The sequence below is a fragment of the Mesorhizobium sp. M4B.F.Ca.ET.143.01.1.1 genome, assembly GCF_004792275.1.
Lineage (GTDB): Bacteria > Pseudomonadota > Alphaproteobacteria > Rhizobiales > Rhizobiaceae > Mesorhizobium > Mesorhizobium abyssinicae.
The window spans coordinates 117,595-133,988 of the sequence record NZ_SRSR01000001.1; the positions used below are offsets into that span (position 1 = coordinate 117,595).

Annotated in this window: 16 protein-coding genes, 1 tRNA gene and 5 pseudogenes; 11 read left to right on the forward strand and 11 right to left on the reverse strand. The window is 61.0% G+C overall.

The window, feature by feature from the left end; all coding sequences use genetic code 11:
* Window positions 1-12 precede the first annotated feature (12 nt).
* Both EN786_RS00505 and EN786_RS00510 read right to left on the reverse strand, forming a co-directional pair.
* Window positions 13-1,017, reverse strand: a complete 1,005-nt coding sequence (locus EN786_RS00505) for an ABC transporter permease (protein WP_127308831.1) — start codon at window positions 1,015-1,017, stop codon at window positions 13-15.
* A complete protein-coding gene (locus EN786_RS00510; protein ID WP_127308830.1) occupies window positions 1,014-2,537 on the reverse strand; it encodes a sugar ABC transporter ATP-binding protein in 1,524 nt (507 codons plus the stop codon). Before EN786_RS00510 ends, EN786_RS00505 begins: the two co-directional genes overlap by 4 nt.
* Window positions 2,538-2,641: 104 nt before the next feature.
* Here EN786_RS00510 and EN786_RS00515 point away from each other — a divergent pair, with 104 nt between their 5' ends.
* Entirely contained in the window at window positions 2,642-3,640 is a 999-nt protein-coding gene (locus EN786_RS00515) for a LysR substrate-binding domain-containing protein (RefSeq protein WP_127308829.1), read from the forward strand.
* Between the two features lie 48 nt (window positions 3,641-3,688).
* Here the strand turns inward: EN786_RS00515 and EN786_RS00520 are convergent, their stop codons facing one another.
* Entirely contained in the window at window positions 3,689-3,925 is a 237-nt protein-coding gene (locus EN786_RS00520; protein ID WP_127308828.1) for a helix-turn-helix domain-containing protein, read from the reverse strand.
* Window positions 3,926-4,058: 133 nt separating this feature from the next.
* Between EN786_RS00520 and EN786_RS39410 the strand changes: the two genes are divergently transcribed.
* Together EN786_RS39410 and EN786_RS39415 are read left to right on the forward strand one after the other, a co-directional pair.
* A complete protein-coding gene (locus EN786_RS39410; protein WP_348642206.1) occupies window positions 4,059-4,604 on the forward strand; it encodes a LysR family transcriptional regulator in 546 nt (181 codons plus the stop codon).
* The gene (locus EN786_RS39415; protein WP_348642207.1) at window positions 4,531-5,079 is read left to right on the forward strand and encodes a LysR substrate-binding domain-containing protein; all 549 of its coding nucleotides are present in this window, start codon (window positions 4,531-4,533) and stop codon (window positions 5,077-5,079) included. The genes EN786_RS39410 and EN786_RS39415 overlap by 74 nt, the downstream gene beginning before the upstream one ends.
* Here the strand turns inward: EN786_RS39415 and EN786_RS00530 are convergent.
* A pseudogene (locus EN786_RS00530) lies at window positions 5,076-5,207 on the reverse strand (DUF2274 domain-containing protein); the annotation flags it as partial. The gene EN786_RS39415 and the pseudogene EN786_RS00530 overlap by 4 nt on opposite strands.
* 91 nt (window positions 5,208-5,298) lie before the next feature.
* On the opposite strand from EN786_RS00530, the pseudogene EN786_RS00535 reads away from it, so the two are divergent.
* Window positions 5,299-5,899: pseudogene (locus EN786_RS00535) on the forward strand (IS481 family transposase); the annotation flags it as partial.
* On the opposite strand, the pseudogene EN786_RS38455 reads toward EN786_RS00535, so the two are convergent.
* Window positions 5,889-6,091, reverse strand: a pseudogene (locus tag EN786_RS38455) (hypothetical protein); the annotation flags it as partial. The pseudogenes EN786_RS00535 and EN786_RS38455 sit on opposite strands and share 11 nt — an antisense overlap.
* Before the next feature lie 680 nt (window positions 6,092-6,771).
* A pseudogene (locus EN786_RS00545) lies at window positions 6,772-7,775 on the reverse strand (IS110 family transposase); the annotation flags it as partial.
* Between the two features lie 323 nt (window positions 7,776-8,098).
* Between EN786_RS00545 and EN786_RS00555 the strand changes: the two are divergent.
* The gene (locus tag EN786_RS00555) at window positions 8,099-8,632 is read left to right on the forward strand and encodes a hypothetical protein (protein WP_127308825.1); all 534 of its coding nucleotides are present in this window, start codon (window positions 8,099-8,101) and stop codon (window positions 8,630-8,632) included.
* A 5-nt stretch (window positions 8,633-8,637) separates the two neighbouring features.
* Here the strand turns inward: EN786_RS00555 and EN786_RS00560 are convergent, their stop codons facing one another.
* A complete protein-coding gene (locus EN786_RS00560; RefSeq protein ID WP_187331428.1) occupies window positions 8,638-9,186 on the reverse strand; it encodes an ImmA/IrrE family metallo-endopeptidase in 549 nt (182 codons plus the stop codon).
* 2 nt (window positions 9,187-9,188) lie between these two features.
* A complete protein-coding gene (locus EN786_RS00565) occupies window positions 9,189-9,533 on the reverse strand; it encodes a helix-turn-helix domain-containing protein (protein WP_127308823.1) in 345 nt (114 codons plus the stop codon).
* A gap of 129 nt (window positions 9,534-9,662) precedes the next feature.
* Between EN786_RS00565 and EN786_RS00570 the strand changes: the two genes are divergently transcribed.
* From EN786_RS00570 to EN786_RS38465, 5 genes and pseudogenes are all read left to right on the forward strand, one after another.
* Entirely contained in the window at window positions 9,663-9,932 is a 270-nt protein-coding gene (locus EN786_RS00570) for a multiubiquitin domain-containing protein (RefSeq protein WP_127308822.1), read from the forward strand.
* On the forward strand, window positions 9,907-11,079 hold the full coding sequence (locus EN786_RS00575; RefSeq protein ID WP_127308821.1) for a ThiF family adenylyltransferase: 1,173 nt from the start codon (window positions 9,907-9,909) through the stop codon (window positions 11,077-11,079). The genes EN786_RS00570 and EN786_RS00575 overlap by 26 nt, the downstream gene beginning before the upstream one ends.
* Window positions 11,076-11,513 carry a DUF6527 family protein gene (locus tag EN786_RS00580; RefSeq protein ID WP_187331429.1) on the forward strand — a complete coding sequence of 146 codons (438 nt, stop codon included), beginning with the start codon at window positions 11,076-11,078 and terminating at the stop codon, window positions 11,511-11,513. Before EN786_RS00575 ends, EN786_RS00580 begins: the two co-directional genes overlap by 4 nt.
* A 788-nt stretch (window positions 11,514-12,301) precedes the next feature.
* A complete protein-coding gene (locus EN786_RS00585; RefSeq protein WP_135907905.1) occupies window positions 12,302-12,550 on the forward strand; it encodes a hypothetical protein in 249 nt (82 codons plus the stop codon).
* Between the two features lie 563 nt (window positions 12,551-13,113).
* Window positions 13,114-13,602, forward strand: a pseudogene (locus EN786_RS38465) (tyrosine-type recombinase/integrase); the annotation flags it as partial.
* A gap of 143 nt (window positions 13,603-13,745) precedes the next feature.
* Here the strand turns inward: EN786_RS38465 and EN786_RS00595 are convergent.
* Window positions 13,746-13,821: transfer RNA gene (locus tag EN786_RS00595), tRNA-Ile, on the reverse strand.
* 133 nt (window positions 13,822-13,954) lie between these two features.
* Between EN786_RS00595 and EN786_RS00600 the strand changes: the two genes are divergently transcribed.
* Window positions 13,955-14,674, forward strand: coding sequence for an SIMPL domain-containing protein (locus tag EN786_RS00600; protein WP_127308820.1), 720 nt, complete (start codon window positions 13,955-13,957; stop codon window positions 14,672-14,674).
* 183 nt (window positions 14,675-14,857) lie between these two features.
* Here the strand turns inward: EN786_RS00600 and EN786_RS00605 are convergent, their stop codons facing one another.
* Together EN786_RS00605 and EN786_RS00610 are read right to left on the reverse strand one after the other, a co-directional pair.
* Window positions 14,858-15,211 carry a hypothetical protein gene (locus EN786_RS00605; protein ID WP_127283572.1) on the reverse strand — a complete coding sequence of 118 codons (354 nt, stop codon included), beginning with the start codon at window positions 15,209-15,211 and terminating at the stop codon, window positions 14,858-14,860.
* 298 nt (window positions 15,212-15,509) lie between these two features.
* Window positions 15,510-15,956: a YcgN family cysteine cluster protein gene (locus EN786_RS00610; protein WP_127308819.1), complete on the reverse strand. Its 447-nt coding sequence runs from the start codon at window positions 15,954-15,956 to the stop codon at window positions 15,510-15,512.
* Window positions 15,957-16,394 lie beyond the last annotated feature (438 nt).

Consider the following 16,394-nt stretch of genomic DNA (forward strand, 5'->3'; position numbering starts at 1 on the left):
CCCGTTGATGATCTAGAGTCGGTTCTTGTTGCTAAAGCGGTCGATCAGCACCGCAAGCAGGATGGCGGCGCCCGTAACAGACCCCTGCCAGAAGCTGTTCACGCCGATGAGGTTCACGCCGTTCTGGATGCAGGTGATCATGAGCGCACCCAACACTGCCCCTATCGCGCTGCCCGTCCCGCCAAAGAGACTGGCTCCGCCGATCACGACAGCGGCAATCGCTTGCAGCATCAGGCTGGACCCTGCCGTGGCCTCGGCGTTGAGGATGTAGCTGACCGTCAGCAGCCCGGCGAAAGAGGCAAGCAAGCCGGAGATCACATAGGCCGCGAGTTTGATGCGCAGCACCGGAATGCCGAGCAGCCGGGCAGCCACTGCCGACGAGCCCACGGCATAGAACCAACGCCCCAGGACGACCTTGCGCAGCACATACTCCAGCACCACCATCAGGATGATGCAGAACAGGAGATGGTTGGGCACCGAGGGGATGAGTTCGCCGGAGTTCAGGAGCCAAAAATCCGGCGCGCCGATCGGCATCGATCGGCCGTTGGTAACGATGAAGGCAAGGCTGCCGGCAACGGCGTATGTGATCAGTGTAACGACGAAGGGGGCCAGTCGCACGACCGTCACGAGGAACCCGTTGAGGGAGCCGAACACCAGGCCGACGGCCAGACCGGCGATACTGGCAGTGACGCCATCGGCGCCATTGGCCATCGCCAAAGCGGTCACCATTCCGGTCAAGGAAAAGACCGAACCGACCGAGAGGTCGATACCACCCGTGAGGACGACCAGGAAGACGCCCAACGACATGATGATGAGCGGGGCTGCCGCCTGGATGATGTTTTGCATATTGCCCATGCTGAGCGCGGCCGGCACGAACATGCCCACGGCAAGCATCAGGGCGACAATCGCGGCGGCAATCGCAGCCTCGGTGCGATAGGAGAGCAAGAGTCCAGGCGCGCGGGTTGTCGTGGTCCGGATCTTCTTGGCCGCCGCGTTTCCGTTGGTTGCGTCGGTCATGCGGCCATCCCCGTCAGTTCCGCGAGCCCGTCTTCGGTGAAACGCTCTTCGGACAGGAAACCTTTGGGGCGCCCATCGGTGTCGAAGGCGAAGATGGCGTCGCACAATTCGAGCAATTCGATGTTTTCGGTCGACCACCAGACAATGATTGCGCCGGCGTCCGCCATGTGCCGGATCAGGGCATAGATGTCGTGCTTGGTGCCGATGTCGACACCGCGCGTCGGCTCTTCCAGCACCACCAGACGCAGGGGCAAGCCGAGCCAGCGGGCAACGATAAGCTTCTGCTGGTTGCCGCCGGACAACGACGCCGGCAGATCCCAGATCGAAACGGCCTTCAGTTTCAGTGCCGAGACGAGATCAAGGCATTCCTGCCTTTCGGCCGCGCCAACGATCTGCCGCCCTTCGCGAACCCTGCGGGCGGCAAGCACGTTGTCGACGATCGGAAGCTGCGAGAGTATCCCCTTCATCGTCCGGTCGCCCGAGATGAAGCCGACGCCGGCGCGCGCCGCCTGCGACGGCGATGAAAAGCTTCCTTTGAAACCTTCGCCGGAGACGTGCCAGCCAGCACCCCTGCCGGCACCGACCAGAGGATTGATCAGCCCGGTCGGACCCGCTGGTGCGCCGGCAAGGCCTAGTATGGTGCCGGGCCAGATTTCCATCCTGGCATCGTCCGGGCCCAAGAACTCTACTGGGCTGCCTTGGCGAACCTCCTTCTTCGACTTCAGCCGTCCTGCCACATCGTGCGCCGGCTGCCCCATCTGCTGGACGATCTCGGCATCGCTCAGCAAGGCAACTGGGGTAGCGTTCACCACCGTGATGCCGTCCCGCAGAATAGTGCAGACATGGCAGAGTTCGCGGATTTCCTTCATACGGTGCGAAACGAAAACGATGCCGATGCCCTCGTCATGAACCAGTCGCTTCAGGACGGAGAACAGCTTGGCCGTCTCACCGGCGGTCAAATTGGCGGTGGGCTCGTCGAGAAGCAACACCTCCGCACCGGTCGAAAGAGCACGGGCGATCTCGACGATCTGCCCTTCATGCAAAGAGAGCTTGCGCGCCGGAAGATCGACAATCTCTCGCCCGATTGCCGGATCGATGAGATCGAGCGCGTTCAGCGCAACGTCGCGCATACGGCGATGGCTGCTCCGTGAAAAACCCGACCTCGCATGCACGATCCCGATATTCTCCGCGACCGAGAGCTCGGGGAGCAACGCCAGTTCCTGGTGGACCACGGCAATGATCGGATGGATGCTGTTAGTCTTCGCCGATGAAAACCGGATCTCTCCGGCGTCGCGAGGCGTTAGACCGGTGACGATGCGGACAAGAGTGCTCTTGCCGGCACCGTTGCCGCCCAGCAATGCGTGAATTTCCCCGGAACGGACCTGAAAGTCGACACCGCGCAGAACACGGGTTGCGCCGTAGCTCTTCTCGACATTGGAAGCCTCGATCAAAGACTCCCTGGTGAATGCCTGTCCGGCCGCGGCCACTGTGCCGCCGCCCAGGCTCTGGACCGGTTCCATCCTGCATCTCCTCCCGAGACCTGAGGAATGATGCGACCGATTGACATCCGGCTCAATTCTCGTTTCTTAACTGTTTGTGTAGCTGAGCTTAACTGCTGAGAGCGATGTCCGACCTAAAATTCAAGTCCATGGCTCACTTCGAGGCTGTTGCACGCCTGGGCGGCGTGGCAAAGGCTGCCCAGGAATTGCAGGTCACGCCTTCGGCCGTCAGCCAGCAGTTGCGGCTGCTGGAGCACCAGCTTGGCGTCCGTCTGTTCCAGCGCGAGAAACGCCACCTGTCCCTGACGATCGACGGCGAACGGCTCTATCAGACGACCACTCAGGCCTTCGAATCCATCCGCGAGGTTCGCAATTCCATCGTGCGGCAGCGCGAGGCCTTTCAGCTCAGCCTTCGCGTCAGCCCTTCCTTCGGCGAGAAGTGGCTGGCCCCCCGGCTTGCCGAGTTCAGCAAGGCGTTTCCGAGCTGGAATTTGCGGGTCGACGCAACGCCAAACTTCTCCGACTTCGAAACGGAGGTCATCGATCTCGACCTGCGTTACGGCGACGGTGGTTGGGCCGGCCTGTATTCGGACTGCGTCGTAAACGATCTCATCTTGCCAATGTGTTCGCCATCCTATTTGGCCGAGTTGCAGGCGCTTTCATCTGATCCGCGACAACAGCTTCGTCACGCCAGATTGATAGACAGCGTCAAGGCCTATTTCCGCTGGGATTACTGGCTGCCACGCAACGGCATCCAGGGTGCGCGAATGACGTACCCCTATCGTTTCGACCGTTCTTCCATGTCAGTCCAGTTGGCAAAGGACGGCGCGGGCGTGGTTCTGGAAAGCACCTCGATTGCATTCGAGGACCTTGCAGCGGGAAGCCTGGTGCCCGTTTCGACCGAGTTCGATGTCATCGAGTTTCCAGGATATTGGCTCGTCTGCCCATCGCGACATATGAACCGGCGTGCCGTCCGCCTGTTCTCGGACTGGGTGTCGAATGTCGGCAGGCGCGATACGGATCGCGCCCGTGAGTTTCTGGTGACGAGCGGCCTACGCATATCGTTCGAACGGCGGCCCCATTTCGGCTCCCGAGACGACAAAATCGAAACAACGCGTGAGTAGTCCCATCCTGCTTGATTTACTGAATCCTTGTCCCACGAAATTGCACCGTCAGGCCTGAGGATCTAGAAGCCGCACACCCTCACCCTTTTGACCAGCGTACAAGAATTCGACGCCAGCTCTTGTTAACGCCGCCTCAATGGCTTGTAGAGTGCTGATCCGGGAGTCCACCTTTCCGTTCTCCAACCTGGCCAACGCGTTCAGCGATACGATTGCTTTGTCTGCAAGCTCCTGCTGCGACCAACCAAGCAATGCCCGCGCGGCTCGAATCTGTCGTGGACTGACCATGAGTCCACAATCGACAGGTCGGATTTCTCCGCCACCTATAGGTGTATTTTACACCTTGTAAGGTGTTTGGAATGCCTTATATCATCGAGATCTGAGCCTTGGGAGATTAGGGATCCAACGCTGGATAGTTCCCGTGGAAGAAGGGCGTTGTCGCCTCCGCCTGCAAAAGATGCGAACCTATGAAGGGCGCGAAATGGAGTTGCTGCAGAGCGGCCTGAAGCTCCGACAATTGCAGGTCTTTCGCGCGGTGCTGCGGGCCGGATCGACGAGGCAAGCAGCTATCGCGCTCGGGATTAGCCAACCGGCGGTGAGTCAGCACATCAAGCAGCTCGAGGCGCTCCTCGGCATCACGCTGTTTGAGAGATCCACCAACCGCATCCTTCCTTCGCGAGAGGCGTGGGAACTCCTCCGCAACGTCGAACTTGCGCTGACATCCCTTGATCGCGTGGAAGCGTCGATCTTCGCGATGAAGAACGAAGAGAGGCAACAAATCGCGATTGCCGCACCCGCGGTCTTCGGTTTCGTGACCTTGCCGAAGGTCGTCGCGACAGTCCGATCGAAGACTGGTTCGAGCGTCCGATCAATTGTCAGGAAACTATCACCAAGTGGGCGAGCATATCCTGTCCGGCCGAGTCGACCTTGGCATCTCTCGGCTGCCTTTGGACCCTCGCCTGTTTGAATGGGCGCCGATCGGTTCGGCGCACAACGTGTGCATCTTTCATCCAAAGCACCGCTTTTCAAGGCAGACGTGTGTCGAAGCCAGCGACCTCGCAGGCGAAACGATCGTCGACATCGACCCGGAATTCGCGTCGCACCAGATGAACTTCAACGCCTTGCGCTTCGCCGGCGTCGAGCCGGACATACTGGTGGAATATGACTCCAATGGCTACGAGGTTGGATTCGTTTCGGCCGGCCTTGGCGTATCCATCACCAACGAGATCATTGCACGCGAGTATTCAGCGTTCGAATTGGAAGCAAGACCGGTCGACCCATCTGCGCTCTATCACTACGTGGCCATCTGGCAGAGAGGCAGGACGCTTTCCAGCACCATGGAGGTGTCTCTCGATGCAATCCGGTCGGCCTTCGAAAACTGTCTCCCGGCAAACGATATTGCACGCGACATGAACCGGCCGCCCATGGCGGTCCGACGCTAAGGCTTTCTCGCTTTCGCGAAGCCGCCATCCGTCGCCATGAAGCGCTGGAGCATAGGCACGATCAAGCGCATGGGATCGGTATGCGGCTGTCCGGCTTCGCGTCCAAGGATATCCTCATATCTGTTCACCGTGACTTTGACAGAGTTTGTCGTGCCGGTCCTGCTCCACTCGACGGGAAGGCCGCCATCCGGCCTCCTCCCTTCTCGGACCGCACAGCCTGAACCGGCCGAACCGGTGCGCCGCTACGAGCGCGAGAAGCCAGCGAGATGATCCACATCGACATCAAGAAACTCGGGCGCTTCGAGCGCGTCGGCCACCGCATCACCGGCGATCGCGTCGGCCAGTCCAACAGCCGCGGCGTCGGCTGGGGAGTTCGTCCATGTCTGCATCGACGACGCCTCGCGCGTCGCCTTCTCGCAGGTCTTGCCGGACTAGAGGAAGGAGAGCGCTATCGCCTTCCTGAAGGCGGCGGTCGCCTACTACGCCAGCTTGGGCATCGTGGTCGAGCGCGTCATGACCGACAACGGGTCCTGCTACAGGTCGAAGGCCTTCGCCAAGGCCTGCCGCAAGCTTGCCTCAAGCACATTCGCACCAAACCCTACACGCCCAAGACCAACGGCAAGGCCGAGCGCTTCATCCAGACCGCGCTGCGCGAATGGGCCTATGCCATCGCCTATCCGACTTCAGATCACCGTTCCGCCGAGCTGCCTGTCTGGCTGCACAGATACAATTGGCATCGCCCACATGGCAGCCTAAAGTCCAAAAACCTATCAGTCGCCTCGCTCTAACCGAGGACAACCTGTTGAGGCTCCACACCTAGAGCGGCTACCGGAAAACTTTTCCCCGAGCGAGCGATGCCACCGCCAGCCTTCTTCGCTACGGCTGGCGCTTGCGCGATGAAGGCCTGCGCATGCTGGGCACGGGTCGAGCGGATGCGGCCGGGGCGGATGCGAAGCTCGCGCTCTGTGCCATGCCGTTGTCCTGCAACGTGGAAAAGAGGATGCCGATACAAAGTCTTGGGCGTTCGGCGCACATTGCGCCGAATGACCGCAATGTGCGCAGGGCACCTGAAAATCCCCAAAAACCAACCGACCGGCCAGCACACAATGTGCGGGCTTTTATCTAGCCATCTTAATCGGTTGTGCTTCCGGTGGTCTTCTAGACATCGTCGTTCCTCTCCTTCTGTGCGATAATATACGAATTTATTCTCTGTGCTACGATGCCGCGTTCTGGCGTCGAGTTCCGATGCGCCGTGCAATCTTCCGCGCTCTGCGACGGGGTTAATCGGCTGCACGAAAGCAGCGCTCGAACCGTCGTGGCGCACTTTTCCATCGGACTGACGGTGCATCGTCACAGGCAATCGAGCGCGGTCCGGCCGTCTGTCGATCGGCGCGGCCGCAGGCAATGTATGGCCCGCACCGTCTGCAAGCGGAATGTTTTGAGTGGGACAACCGGTCTGCACCAATGTATCCGGCCTCGACGCTTCAGGAGTCCTGCCAAGATGGAGATTCGCGCGCCCGGCTCCTAACAAGATACACGACCTCGAAAGGGCCGCTGCCTGCCGACGGGTTTGCCGAACGCCGATCAACCGTTGGGCCATCTCTATGTACATCCTCCCGCAGACTTCATACGGCCGAGCAGTTGCCGGGACGCGCCCGCTCGACCAAACTCGTTACCGTTGGACGCCATCACGGCTTCGTAGGGGCGCTGGTTTGACATCACTGCCCAGGCGATCCGGGCCAGCTTGTTGGCGAGCGCAACGACCACCACGTTGCGCTTGGCGCGCTGCAGTAGCGCTTGCAGCCAGGCGCCGAGCTGGGTGTCCATTCGCGCCAGATATGGCAGTGCCGCTCGCGCGCCATGGATCAACAGCACGCGCATGTAGGTGCTCCCGCGCTTGCTTATCCCCGTCAGCCGCGGCTTGCCGTCGGTCGTGATCTGACGTGGAACAAGCCCCAGCCAGGCAGCGAAATCACGCCCCTTGGCAAACGCCGACACGTCGCCGACCGCTGCGGCCAGCGCCGTTGCGTTGAGAGCGCCAATGCCTGGCACGCTGCGCAGGAGACGGGCTCGTTCATCGCTTTCGGCGAGCGCTTCAAACTCGTGGTCGAGCTGCTTGATCCGATGATCGAGCGCGTGCAGTTCATCGACCATGTCGTGAACGAGTTGCTGCATCCTGGCGGTCAAGGTCGTGTTGTTCGGCGGGTTCTCGCGCAGCCACAGGTTCAGCTTTGGTCGACCTTGGCGATGACGATGCCGCGATCGAACAGCACACCGCGCAGTTGATTGATCAGGGCCGTCCGCGTGCCGACCAGTCGCTCGCGCGCACGGTGCAAAGTCTGGACATCGAGTTGCTCTTCCGACTTGACCGGTACGAAGCGCATGGTCGGTCGTGTCGCCGCCTCGGCGATTGCCTCGGCATCGCGATCGTCGTTCTTGTGCGACTTCACGTACGGTTTCACATACTCTGGCGGCATCAGCCGGACATCGTATCCGAGCGAGGTAAACTGACGAGCGAGGTGATGAGCGCCGCAGCACGCCTCCATGCCAATGATGCAGCGCGGTTGCTTTTCGACGAATGCAGCAAGGGATGGCCGGCGCATCCGACGACGCAGCACAACCGCTCCTTGGCGGTCGAGACCGACCAGGCTGCAGAGCGTTTTTCCGAGATCGATTCCGAGTACGGCGATGTTCATCTTCCGTCGTTCCTGGTCTGCATCGGTCCTCATCCGCCGACGGATCTCTAGTGTCAGATGGCGCCGGTCAGAGTGCCGGCACCGTGCGTTTGTACTGTCGATCTTCTGCTCATCGATGCGTTCCCAGCAGCCTGCGATCCTTGATGTGAGCGCGCGGGGCGGCATCGCTTCGGTTCGCCGCGGACCCGCCGACATAGAACGTTCCGTCGCTCCACATGGCGTGCATGATCACCGCCGGCTTGCGACACAGGCCTTGCGGCGGCAGAAGCCTGTGGCGATCGCGTGGCCCCAGATCTTGACCTTGTCTCGACGACACGATCCGCGTGATCTACCAGGGCGACATTTCGCCGACCAAATACATTCGAGCCCCGATCCCGCTGCCGGACGGCGGCATTGTCGGCAACGCCGAGATCATTGCGACGCTCGCCTACAAGTGTCTGACCGATCCGCACCACCCTGGCAACTACACGAGAGCCGGGCTGGAGGTGACGTTCCGGCCGCATGACGGCAAATTCAAGACGGACGACCAGCTTCACCCCGATTCAAAAAGCTTCTTCTCCAGCATCCGTTCGGGCGGCGAGGAAGAGGAGTTGCGGCGCGATGCTTGGAAATGGGAAAACTGCCTGCACGCCAGCCGCATCTTCCGGGGGTCGAGCCTGCGCAATCCGTGCTTTGACATCCACTACAATTCTCGGCTCGAAGGCCGGAACTTTACGCCCGCTGAAAAGCTGCCCTATGCTCTGGCCGCGACGGTGCGGGCAAAAGGCATTGCGGATTTCTGCGACCAGGTTGTACGCAAGTACGCAACCCAGTTGGAGCCGCTGCGGCCCGTCGTGGAAATACCGATCAGAACCTGAACCTGCTACGAATAAACGGCGGCGCGGCGCATGCGGATGTAGGCGCCGCTCATGTTCAGCCGAAGCTGCAGCATCTGCTCGCTCACGCCGTAGAGATGTTGCGCTTCATCCGTAAGCCTCCGGCGCAGCACATGCATCGCGCCCTCGTCCGTCAGCAGCAACACGCCGGCCAGGAAGTCTGCTTCGGCCTCGATACCGCGGTCGTGCGTCCGTTCGCCGTCGATCGTCAGCGGCGGTGTGAAGCCGTGGCCGAGAAAGCAGTGCGCGAGTTCATGGCAGACGTTGCTGCGCTGCCGGTGCTCATGGTGCTTGTCGTTGTGCAGAATGGCTGTCTGGCCGCCACGCGGCACGGTCACCGCCGAGAAGAACTTCCGGTTTTCGCCATGCAGAAAAGGGGAGTCCGGCTCGACCTCGCTCAGCTTGAGCAGACGGATGTCAAAGCGGGCGCAGACTTGCACGGGGTCGATAGGACAGATCGGCGTCAGGCCGACCTTTTCCCGGACCCGGGCGGCGATACGTTTGGCCTCTGCCTTAAATCCGTGCCTGAACTTCAATGTCAGTCATCCCGCAGCTTCTTGTAGGTACTGATGACGATATCCTCCATGAGCTTCGCCTTATCGCCGGACAGCTTCGGATCGGCGCGCAGCAAGGCGGTGATACGCGCGATCGGTTCAGCTTCTTGCTGACCTGCGCGCGGGATAAACATCTCGGCCTTAAGATTCGACCATGTCAGCAGGGCCGCTAATCCGTTGACGTCAGGCTTGGCACCCTGTCCGATCCTGGACAGGGTCGATGCGTTGACCCCTGCCTCCTCGGCGACCTCCTTCCACGTCATCTGGCGACCAAGACGCGCGGCATTGAGCGCCGCGTAGAAGGCTTCGCTGTCGAAGTGGTCGGTCATCGTATCTCCAATTGCGAAAATTAAATCAATTGCGAACTTGCAATTTCCCCCACGAGATTATAATATCGAATTGATTGCGAAATCGCAATCCTCCTCAAACGGCGCGACGCGCCAGAAAGATATGTACCGATGAATGACCTCAACCCCGAAGAGCGTCCGAAGACGGTGACCATCATCGTCAACGGCCGCAAAAAGACGCTCCCGAAGAAAGAAGAGCTGACCTTTGAAGAGGTCGTTGCCCTGGCTTTCGATAATCCCCCGACCGGCGACGGCATCCAGTACACCGTCCAGTACACCCGCGGTCACGGCCACAAGCCGTCGGGCACGCTGGTCGAGGGCCAGTCGGTGAAAATCAAGGAAGGGATGGAATTCGATGTCACGTCGACCAATCGCTCTTAGTCCAGACCTTCTCCGGATGCAGAACGAGGGTTACGACCTTGACATACGGGGCGGCTACCTGCTCGTCAGGAACGTTCCGTATGTCGATACGTCGGGAACCGTCCGTCTCGGCATCCTGATCTCGAAACTCGAGCTGTCCGGCGACAAGACCGTGAAGCCCACCGATCATGTCGCCTACTGGACCGGGGAGCACCCCTGCCACAGTGACGGCAGCAAGATCACGGCGATCCAGAACTCCTCAGCGCCCCAGGATTTCGGGGACGGGGTCAAGGCGGATCATACGTTTTCCGCCAAGGCGCACTACCGCGACTACCATCACAAGATGACGACTTATATCGGCCGCATCGCCGGCGAAGCGACCAAGGTCGATCCTGTCGCGACGGCCCGCACCTATCAGGCGATCGCGGCGGACGACGAATCCTGCGTGTTCAAGTATGTCGACACCGCCACCAGCCGCGCCGGCATTGGGGCAGTAAACGGCAAGGTGGCCGGCCAGAAAATCGGTATCCTCGGCATGGGCGGCACCGGCGCTTATGTGTTCGACCTGGTGACGAAGACGGCCGCGGCGCAAATCCATATCTTTGACGGCGATGTGTTCTCCCAGCACAACGCTTTCCGCGCGCCAGGCGCCCCATCGCTCGAAGACCTCGAAATCAAGCCCCAGAAGGTGGCGTATTTCGCGACCCTGTATTCGAACATGCACAAGGGTATCGTCGCGCATGACGTTTACCTCGATGAAACGAACGTCGCGCTCCTTGACGGCCTCGACTTCGTGTTCGTCTGTATCGACAGGGGGCCGGTGAAGCGGGTCGTGATCGACCGGCTTATCGCGAACGGCACGCCGTTCGCCGAAGTCGGCATGGGGGTCGTTCTTCACGAAGGCCAGCTGGGCGGGATCGTCCGGCTAACGACGAGCACACCCGATACAAGGGAAGCGGCCGCGCCTCATATCTCCTATGCGGACGATGACGGCGGTGCCAACGAGTACGCCACAAACATCCAGATCGCAGAGCTGAATTCGCTGAATGCGGTCATCGCCGTGATGGCCTGGAAACAGCACTTCGGCATCTACCGGCAGTCCCGGCCGCATTTTTACACCGGCTACTCCATCGGCTCCGGCGAGTTCGTGCACGAGAGTGCGGCATGAGCGGAACAAATCTCCTGGCGCCCTCCTTCGTCGATTTCATTCCCGATGAGCTGGAGGTGGGCGTCATCTATATTTCCCGCCGCTATTCAACCGCCTCGCACCTGTGCTGCTGCGGGTGCGGGCGTGAGGTCGTGACGCCGCTGAACCCGGCGAAGTGGCGCCTTGTTGAAAAGGACGGGAAGGTCTCCCTGATCCCGTCCGTTGGCAACTGGAGTTTTCCCTGCCAATCGCATTACTGGATCAGCGGCAACCGAGTTTCATGGGCGCCGGGCATGGCGCCTGAAGTCATCGCGGCCGTGCAGGCGCGCGATCGCCGCGATGCCGCCAAACATATCCTCCAGCGCCCGGGCTTGCTTGCCCGCATCTCGAGTGTTGCGGCGGAAATTCGCCGGCAGTTGGTCGACTGCTATCGCCACTGGAGAGGCCGCTGGTAGTGGCACTGGGACGATTCGGCTGCGCCGGGCGCAGCGCTATGCGCCGTCCTTCGGCGGCGAAAACCAAGGCTCTGCCTGGAGCCTTGTGCGCAGCTTGGTGACGACCAGTCCCGGAGCGGCTATACAATAAAGGCGCGTTACATCACGCCTAGGCGCGCTGCTCTTGTTCCCGTTTCGCGCGACTTTCTCGGAGCGGTGATGCGCCCTCTTCCGCGCCGCGGCGATTGCGTGCCCTTAAAACGCAAAAACCGCCCCGGTTAGACCGGGACGGTTATTGATTTATGATGAAAGTGGTTGCGGGGACCGGCTTTGAAGCTGCGAGCGGTTAAAGGCAGGAGCAATGGTCCTCTTTGGCGAAATGTAAGCTTGGGTCTGCCATGAGGGTCACGAGGCCTGCTCGCCCCTATTGGCTTGACCTTTGAGTGCGGCGGCATGCAATAAAAACAAGCACTTGCCTTTAAAGGCGGGCTAAGTCACGCTTTCGCACAACAAGGAGATGGTGCCCATCCAAAAAGGATCGTCGATCAAGCCTGCGCTGCGGATGATTTATGAAATCGCCTCTCGCTCGCAAGGCAGGGTAGCCCATTTGCTAGTCTCGCGATGTAACGGTCGTCGGAGCTAACCCTGACGTCACTTTGCAATGGCAACCATCCCATTTATACGCTCCGACCGCCATTCACCGCAGACTTAGATCATCTCTCTTTTGGAAGTATCCGACAAGATGTAGATCCTGGTCGCTGCATAGAAGCCTGCGTGCAAAGCCGTGGGCACTGCACGTGAGTGCCGACATGAAAAGCGACCCCCTCTCCTATCCTCCTCTCGGCCTCTCACGCGAAGAGGCCGCCCGGTACATTGGCGTGGGCGCAACTAAATTCGACCAAATGGTCGCTGACCGCCGCATGCCAAAGCCGAAGAAGGTTGACAGCCGCGTGATCTGGGATCGCTTAAAACTCGAAGCCGCCTTTACCGAACTACCTGGAGACGAGGAAGAGAATATCGTCGACTTCCTGTTGCAAGGGAATCATCGCAGGGAATAGATTCATCTGCCATGACCGACAAACATCCCGGCCTCTCCTCCTACACCGACCGCCATGGCAAAGTTCGCTGGCGCTATCGGACGAAGGAGCGTGTGCTTAGTCTGCCGGCCCCCAATCAAGCGGGTTTCAAGGAGGCCTACCAAGCAGCGGTCGAGGGCCGGAAAGTCCCCAAGGCTCCCGTCGTCCGTATGCCTGGAGCCGCTCTGCCCGGCACGTTTGGAGCGGCCTTTCAACGGTTGAAGATCTCGGTCAAGTGGTTGGCGCTTGATGAAGCCAGCAAGCGCAAGAACTCGCGGCTGATCGAAGAATTTCTAGAACTGCGAGTGGTCCCTGATCACCCGCTCATCTGGCGGGATGTAGCGGTTAAGAACCTTAGACGTATCCATATTGAAGAGCTTCTTGGCCGCTTCATCGCCACCCCCCATAAGGCCAAGCACCTGCTGGTGGGCATACGTAAGCTGGTCTATGTCGCGCTGCGGCAAGACTGGATCGAAATCGATCCGACAGCGGCGGTCGAATGGCGGCCCGCCTATAGCGGCTGGAAAGCCTGGTCGCGCGAAGCGATGGCGCAATTCGAAAACCGTTGGCAGCTCGGCACAGCGGCACGCACTTGCTACGGTTTGGCGCTTTGGCTAGGCAACCGCCGCGGCGACGTCGCGGGCCTTCGCTGGGACCAGAGGGTGACCCGACGTGTCTTCATCGATGGCGTCGAGCGTCATTTCGTTGGGTTCGATATTGTTCAGGGCAAGAACAAGGGACGAACTGGCGGCAAGCGGCTTTTCGTGCCGATCACACCAATGCTGACTGAGATCCTGGATGCGGCCGACAGGCGCGGCGAGACCGTTCTGGTCAACGGCTATGGTGAGCCATTCTCAGCCAAGTCACTGACTGGGATGATGGCGCATTGGTGCAAGCTCGCCGGTCTTCCGAAGGGTCTGACTCTTCATGGTCTGAGGAAGTCGCTCGGTGTTTATCTGGCGGAGGCCGAGGCCTCAACCAGACAGCTCATGGAGGTACTAGGGCACGACGATATCGATCATGCGGAGCTCTATTCGCGCGAGGCATCGCAGGTACGGCTGGCCGTCCAGGGGATGGATCGAGTCGTACGCCTCGTGACGCGCAAGCCGATGCTTGGCGAACCTATTGGCGAACCTCGTGGCGAACCACCCTCTAAAGCATTGATAAATAACGATAATGGTGGGCCCGGAGGGACTCGAACCCCCAACCAAGCGGTTATGAGCCGCCGGCTCTAACCATTGAGCTACAGGCCCCACGCGGCTGGCTTAGTGTTTTTCCCTCATCGGCACAAGGCTTTCCGGGCGGGCTGGCAGCGATCGCCCAAATCAGCCCATATTCGCGCTCTAGTTGCCAGATGCGACTGGTTCGCAGACCGAGGAGATTTTCATGACCAGACATCTTTTGCCCCTCATGCCGCTGGCGCTTGCTGCCGCCATCGCCTTCCCGGCGGTGGCTGGCGCCGCCGATTCGCAAGCCACGCCCCGCATCGTCGTGTCGGGCGAAGGCCAGGCGACCGTCGCCCCCGATCTCGCGCTGTTGACGCTCAGCGTCATGCGGGAGGCCAAGACCGCGCGTGCCGCGCTCGACGCCAACAACGACGCCATGGCGGCGGTAATCGCGGCGATGAAGTCGTCCGGCATCAAGGACCGCGACCTGCAGACGGCGGGCATCCAGATCAATCCGCGCTACAACTACACCAACAAGCCGGACGGCAGCCAGGAGGCAGAACTGGTCGCCTACCAGGTGACCAACACGCTTTCGGTGCGCATTCGTGACATCGACAAGACCGGCGAAATCCTCGACAAGGCGGTGTCGCTCGGTGTCAACCAGGGCGGTGGCATCACCTTCTCCAACGAAGACCCGTCCGCCGCCGTCACCGAGGCTCGCAAGAAGGCGGTCGCCGATGCCATGGCCAAAGCCAAGACGCTTGCCGACGCCGCCAGGGTCAACCTGGGGCGGGTCCTGGAGATCACCGACCAGAACATCGCGCCGCCGCCGATGCCGATCAACGCCAAGGCCTTCGATGCCGCGGGCGCGTCGGTCCCGGTGCAGGCGGGCGAGAATTCTTACGCCGTGCAGGTCACCGTCACCTTCGAACTGAAGTGAGCGTGGTCCGGCCGGCCTGCGCTGGCGGGGCCGGACGCAGGATCCGGCCGGTTGCGACCGGCGCCTGCTGCGCATGAAAAACCCCGGAGGACCAGTCCTCCGGGGTTCTTCTTGAGCCGCACCCTTCCGCCCTGGCGGAAAGGGGCTCTGCTAGGCGTTCAAGCCGGGGCCGGCTTGTGTTCCTCAGCGATAGATGATCGGGCAGCCGCGCACATTGGCGAACACCACCACCACGCGATCGCCGTACTGGCGGCCCGCGACCTTGACCGTGCGGCGGTCGATGTCGACGATGCGGACGCGGTGCAGGCCCATGCGCTCGGCCTTGTCCAGCGCGCGGTCCGGCGAACAGCCGCGGCGGCGCCACTCGCGATCACGGCGATAGCCATCGTCGTCGTCACCGCTATAGACGCCGAAGCGCGGATCCTGGTTGTTGCCGAAGCCGAGGTAGAGGCTGTCAGCATGGGCGGCGGGGATGGCGGTAAGCGCGCCGAGGCCGACAAGCGCCGAAAGGGCTGCCGTCTTGATGGTGTTGAGCATTGTCTTCTCTCCTTGTTGAGGGCTCTCGCCCGTCTGGTGAACCGATGGTGCGAGAATGCGCCTGCCTGTCTGAACTGTCTGCGAACCGTCCATTCATCTTCGGTTCATCTGGCAAGTCATCGGTTGCGGGCGGCCGGACCCCAAACGCCCCACGGCCCCGCCGGTTCCGGCCGAGGCCGCTCCGGCGCGTGGTATTTCCTACCGGTTTGCGGCGAAAATCGGTTCAAGGCCGGTCAAGATGCGAACCATCCAGATTCGTCATCAAGATGCGAACCATCCGGGTTCGTCAGCGAACCCGTCAGGGTTCGTCGTCGAGCATATAGTCGAAATAGTCGTCTGGCTCGGCAAGGTCGGTCTCGCTGGCCTTGACCCGTCCGCGGATCGAGATGCCGGCCTCGTGCACGGTTTCGGCGCTTCCCGAAACCAGCCTGTGCCACCAGTAGAGGTCATGCCCCTCCGCGATCAACCTATAAGCGCAGGTCCTGGGCAGCCAGCGGATGGTGCGCACATTCTGCGGCGTCAGCCCGACACAGTCCGGAACCCGCGCCAGCCTGTTGGCATAGTCGGCGCAGCGGCAGCTTTCGGCGTCGAACAGCCGGCAACCGACGCTCGTCCAGTAGATTTCGCCGGTATCCTCGTCCTCCAGCTTCGACAGACAGCATTTGCCGCAGCCGTCGCAAAGCGATTCCCACTCGGCCGGCGTCATCGCCTCGAGCGTCTTGGTTTTCCAGAATGGCGCACCCATTGCGCGGATGTGGCCCCGGCCGGCGCCGAGGTCAAGCGCGGCAGTGGCATAAATGAGACATGCATCATATGAAAAACACGAAGTTGCCTTCAAAACGCCGGTCAATCGTCCTTCGTTGCCGCTAATGCCCATGCGCCGGAACCAAATCCGGATGATGCAAGTTTGGGCAGGGATGGGACCCCAAAAGGAGAATTTGAGATGAAACGCCAACCACGGATTCTGGCAGGCACGGCGATCGGCCTGTTGATGGCATCCGCGCCGTTGGGCGCGTACCCGCTGCAGGGTGGTGCCGTTTTCGGCCCCGCGCAGCATGCCGCAGCGCCATTGATTCTGGCGCAAGCGAGCTGCGCCGAGGGCGAATCGGCCGAGGCCTGCGCGCAGAACCAGCAGGCTGAACCGGAACAGCCCAAGAAAAAGAAGCGCGAGCAGCAGCAGCAA

Bases quoted from the DNA above. Each gene is read 5' to 3' on its own strand.
- EN786_RS00505 (WP_127308831.1), bottom strand. From the start codon at position 1,017: ATGACCGACGCAACCAACGGAAACGCGGCGGCCAAGAAGATCCGGACC.
- EN786_RS00510 (WP_127308830.1), bottom strand. From the start codon at position 2,537: ATGGAACCGGTCCAGAGCCTGGGCGGCGGCACAGTGGCCGCGGCCGGA.
- EN786_RS00515 (WP_127308829.1), top strand. From the start codon at position 2,642: ATGTCCGACCTAAAATTCAAGTCCATGGCTCACTTCGAGGCTGTTGCA.
- EN786_RS00520 (WP_127308828.1), bottom strand. From the start codon at position 3,925: ATGGTCAGTCCACGACAGATTCGAGCCGCGCGGGCATTGCTTGGTTGG.
- EN786_RS00565 (WP_127308823.1), bottom strand. From the start codon at position 9,533: ATGACCGACCACTTCGACAGCGAAGCCTTCTACGCGGCGCTCAATGCC.
- EN786_RS00570 (WP_127308822.1), top strand. From the start codon at position 9,663: ATGAATGACCTCAACCCCGAAGAGCGTCCGAAGACGGTGACCATCATC.
- EN786_RS00575 (WP_127308821.1), top strand. From the start codon at position 9,907: ATGTCACGTCGACCAATCGCTCTTAGTCCAGACCTTCTCCGGATGCAG.
- EN786_RS00580 (WP_187331429.1), top strand. From the start codon at position 11,076: ATGAGCGGAACAAATCTCCTGGCGCCCTCCTTCGTCGATTTCATTCCC.
- EN786_RS00585 (WP_135907905.1), top strand. From the start codon at position 12,302: ATGAAAAGCGACCCCCTCTCCTATCCTCCTCTCGGCCTCTCACGCGAA.
- EN786_RS00600 (WP_127308820.1), top strand. From the start codon at position 13,955: ATGACCAGACATCTTTTGCCCCTCATGCCGCTGGCGCTTGCTGCCGCC.
- EN786_RS00605 (WP_127283572.1), bottom strand. From the start codon at position 15,211: ATGCTCAACACCATCAAGACGGCAGCCCTTTCGGCGCTTGTCGGCCTC.
- EN786_RS00610 (WP_127308819.1), bottom strand. From the start codon at position 15,956: ATGGGTGCGCCATTCTGGAAAACCAAGACGCTCGAGGCGATGACGCCG.